The following is a 4,348-nucleotide window of genomic DNA, read 5'->3' as shown; positions in this document are numbered from 1 at the left end:
GTTTATTTTTAAAAGCAAGGTCAAGTGTCCTCTCTACAATAAAAGATACAGCACGATGAAATAAATAAGAATTATCACCTGTGTAACCAGGTATTTGCTCTCTTAACTCATCGGGATCAAGTCTGAGTACATTATCAGCACCAATCTCTTCTAAAAAAGCTTTTGAAGCTTCCGTTTTTCCAGCACCGGGCGAACCTGCCATAAAAACAGAAACCGGTCTTGTATCGGGAGGAAACTGATTTTTGTCTGTTAACTCACGGGCAATACGTGTTCTGTGTTTTTTAGCATAAGCTATGGCATGTTGTTCTAGTTCATCAAGTGTCATATGAAGCCTTTCCCTATCTTTTTATTATGTCCCTAGAGTGCCTATTAGCAAGTGATTTAAATTCAAAATAAATCCTATGCGATTAGCCTCTTTAGAGTTTCTGTATGTTTATAAGCGCTTTTCCCAGCTTTAAAAAAGCGCTTAGCACAGCCTATAACGGTTCGTGATAGAGAAATTAACTATTTGCAACGTTATGATATTGGTGGTGGTCATAAATGGTCATACTCATTCTAAAAAGCATCTGATCGCACACTCTTCTTTTCAAATGGCGGTCATGGCCTCAGGCATAGCTACGCACAAGAAAGAATGGTAGAGCTAAGAAGCTTTGGTTTAAGTAGAGCAACGGCTCTCGAAACTGTATCGCAGGAACTAGGCCATTTCAGGGCTGAAATAACTGAGGTTTATTTAAGATAAACCATATTTACGTTGCTACAAATTAGAGTTGAAAGCCATTAAGTTTATGAGGAGCATAAAAGCTTTTCTCAAATATAAAACTAAAATAAGCATTAACAAAATAAATCTTAACCAATCTGTCAGATTTGATTTTAAGAGCTTTATTAAATCTGACAGTGAATATTTTTTGTGTGCCAGCAACGGCCATTCTCCCATAAACATTTTATGAAAGAATGCGTTTAATAACATCTAATTAAAGTACGAATCACACATATACTTCACCCATTATTTGAATGTCTTAATCACTAAACGTAATCAAAACCGAAAATGCTAAGTGTTCGGAATAACTCTTAAATTGATTATTAGGCCTCATCCGCGAGGTACGTCTCCCATATTGTTACACACTGCTCTTTCAAGCGTTCTAAAACACTGCTATCAATTACCTTCTCAGGTATATTTTTATTTAGATACTCATCAATCAATAAAACGGTTTCGATTGAACAAATTATATGAATCGAAAACAGAAATGAACTCAAATCAATGTTGAATTGGGGCGTAAGAGTTCTTAGTAATGGTGTCAGCAATTCTTCGCCATTATCGTATTTTCCCTTCGTGATATAAGTTAAAAACTCACTATCAGCTAGATGAGCCAACCCTGTTAAATCACTATAAATTCTTCGAAGTTTTTCATCTAAATTAGAGATCCTAGGTGTTTGCTTATCTTTATACTTATCTTCTAAGATCTTTTTAAGCTGAACCATCGTTTCAATATTTGAACGAAGTAATATACATGATTGAACATAGGAGCCTTCGAATATCATTGTTTTAATTGGACTTAAGCCCAATGCAAAAACGGATAGGATAGATTCGAACTTTTCTCTATTGCTAACTCCTGGCATATCCGAGTTATTTAAAATCAAATGGCCAGGGCCTCCCCAATCTTTAGTAGTCATTAGCTCGTAATTATTCCATATTGGATTTAAGGTATCACTTACAACACGAAATACTTCCATATAAGTCCTATTTAGATCGGTAAGCTCTCGCACTGACCGACTTACACATTCATTGCGAGCTTTTTCTTGGCAAATTCCAAGAGTAATAAGTCTTTTTTCCATATATATCCCTTACAGGCCTTACGCTTCGCTAACACTAATAAAATAACTGGCTATAAACCCGGCAGAAACGAGCAAAAGCCACCTATTTTCATCTATTTAAGAAACTTATTAGAAATTTTTATGCTTCAGCCGTATGATATTTATACGGGCTAAATGATTTATCTATTTTTATCTCTCCCTTTTTACCTAAAACTTTACCAGCCCATGCACTTACCTTTTGAATAGTACAACCAACAGAGTCTGCAACTTCTCTTGCTGTTAATGCTTCTTCAGGCGATAGTTGCGATATTAATCCCAAAATTCTTATTTCAACTTCAGCAAAGTTGCCATTTGTAACAGGTGCGTCTTGATGGACTATTTCAACTAACTTCTCATCATCATCAAAACAACGTTTAACTTTTGCTTGCTTTACATCTTCTTCAGCATAAATTTTTTCACATTCTGGACATTTGTAGCTTTTTTGTTTTGATTCTAGAAAGTAAGGATCAAATTCAGCAAGCACTGAATCATAAATAAACCTTATAGGAGTATACTCATCTTTTTTATCGGCATACTTAATATTAAACTCAGTACAAACATCATAATCAATTGAGTAAAGGTTATAGTTTCCTCCATGTTTTGATGTAACGTTTTCAGATATAAAGTGGATCAGGAAATTCTCACAGAGTACGTTTAAGTATTCTTTTCTTAAAGGGTCAGCCATGAAATGGCTTGCTGGCCGATCTGGAAATTTATTTTTCTCTTCAGTCGCTTTAGCTAAAATTGCTGACCACATATCTAAATTATAGCCTGGCACAAGACGTTTTTTAACACTACCAGTGAATTGCTTTTGATATGTTTTTCTAGCACTACTAATGCCATAATTAATTTCAGCTAAACCAATTTTACCATCTGAATTAGAGCTAGCTTGGACAAAAGCGTTTTGCAGAATGATACCTATAGTTCTTGAAACTCCTAGCGTCTCCCGCGTAACCCTATAAACAATTTCACTAAAATTAGATTTGAATACGTCAGTTAATTTCAATTTTGGGCAAAACTTTTCAATTCGCTTAGTTATTAATTTTTCAACAAAAGTTTGGGTTTTATTGATTGCAGCAATTGCGCCATTGTATCTGTCAGCATATTCATTGAAATCTAGAGGAATTGGGAATATATCTCGCCCAACAATAATTCGATCTCCAAAATCATAGCGGTCGGTGATTACACCGACTTTAAAAAACATACCAATCCTAGAGCCTAGAAACGATTTTAAAAGAGCACTGAATGTTGCTTGGGCTTTTGGACTTAAATCGGAATATTCATCAACAAATACATAAATAGAGTCAATACCTGCTTTATTCTTTATGTCACTTATTTTATTAAGAAACTCCTGTACATTAAGCCCTTTAATTTGTTCTACTGTTTTACTTTGCTCTAGCTCATAAGATTCATTTTGTTTACCAGTAACCTTTAAAGTAGTACTTGAGATATTAGCAGCCATCTCTGAACTTTCAGTAGCTTTTCTAGCACTTGATAAACTAACTTGTTTAGACGTTGAAAGCGTAATTCCTTCCACTAAAACTTTTTCAATATACTCTAGGTCATCTAGAGCGGGGTTCTCCTTTGAAAAAACGGCCAAAAACTTCTCTTCAAACATTAAGCTAAGTTGTTTTTTTAACGAATCAATAATCTGGCGTATGAAATGAATTTCTATTAGGTTTAAGTCATTTTTAGAGTCGAAGAGATCATTACAAGTACTTAAATCTATATAAATAGGAAGTACTTTATCGTCTTGTATCAAGCGTTCCTTATCTTTTAGCTTTGGTGCTATTGACTTTAAACATTCATAATAGCCTCTAAGAAGATTTGTCGTTTTGCCTGTACCTCTCCGGCCACTGACAAAGTTATCTTGCTTTTGAAGCAAGCTTTGGAGTATTCCGAAAAAATCAATGAAATACTCTTCGAGGTCACCAAGCTCTCCTAAATTATCTAAGGTTATATAATCCGCTCGAAGTATAGAGTCGAAAGCACTTCTTAGTTTTTGTTTTTCTTGTCCATTCATTGTTTATTTCCTTTAGCTTTGACAACAACCCAATTTTTAACAACTTACTGAACACCGTAGTGGTGCTTTATATCACACCAATACTGCGTAAAATACATACTCTAATAGTTTCACCAATAATTACCTTTGTAAATAAGCAATTAATATAGCTGGAAAATAAGCTTGTTATTTTGCACCAAAACTGCGGTTAATGATGTAATCGAACAAAATTCAGATCCAACTCAAAAAAGCAGGAATAAATTATACTTTTTCAATGTCTATACATCGCTCAATGCAGTCTGTCAGATACGGTCAAAATCAATCAACTAACACTGTCGGTTTAAATATGAGCTACTACACATTAACTGTGTTAACACCAAGCGATTTTGTCGTACTTTAATTACCACGCGATTCTGTCGTAATCGCTAATTACCAAGGGAAATTGACGGTTATCTTTAACCGTGTTCTTTAAATGTTTTGTTTAAGCATTTGAGG

At 34.5% G+C, this 4,348-nt stretch carries 3 protein-coding genes and 1 pseudogene; 1 reads left to right on the top strand and 3 read right to left on the bottom strand.

Annotation, left to right across the window (positions count from 1 at the left end):
- The coding region (locus tag L1264_RS21285) for a zeta toxin family protein (RefSeq protein ID WP_235404635.1) at positions 1-325 on the bottom strand (325 nt) is incomplete at its 3' end.
- Between the two features lie 132 nt (positions 326-457).
- On the opposite strand from L1264_RS21285, the pseudogene L1264_RS21280 reads away from it, so the two are divergent.
- Positions 458-739: pseudogene (locus tag L1264_RS21280) on the top strand (site-specific integrase); the annotation flags it as partial.
- A gap of 341 nt (positions 740-1,080) precedes the next feature.
- Here the strand turns inward: L1264_RS21280 and L1264_RS21275 are convergent.
- Together L1264_RS21275 and L1264_RS21270 are read right to left on the bottom strand one after the other, a co-directional pair.
- Positions 1,081-1,833 carry a hypothetical protein gene (locus L1264_RS21275; protein WP_199527280.1) on the bottom strand — a complete coding sequence of 251 codons (753 nt, stop codon included), beginning with the start codon at positions 1,831-1,833 and terminating at the stop codon, positions 1,081-1,083.
- 118 nt (positions 1,834-1,951) lie between these two features.
- Positions 1,952-3,874: an ORC-CDC6 family AAA ATPase gene (locus tag L1264_RS21270; protein ID WP_235404633.1), complete on the bottom strand. Its 1,923-nt coding sequence runs from the start codon at positions 3,872-3,874 to the stop codon at positions 1,952-1,954.
- Positions 3,875-4,348 lie beyond the last annotated feature (474 nt).

Source organism: Pseudoalteromonas sp. APAL1 (assembly GCF_021532475.1).
Classification (GTDB): Bacteria; Pseudomonadota; Gammaproteobacteria; order Enterobacterales; family Alteromonadaceae; genus Pseudoalteromonas; species Pseudoalteromonas lipolytica_C.
Note: the sequence above shows the minus strand (reverse complement) of the source record. Positions and strands in the feature narration are given on the sequence as shown.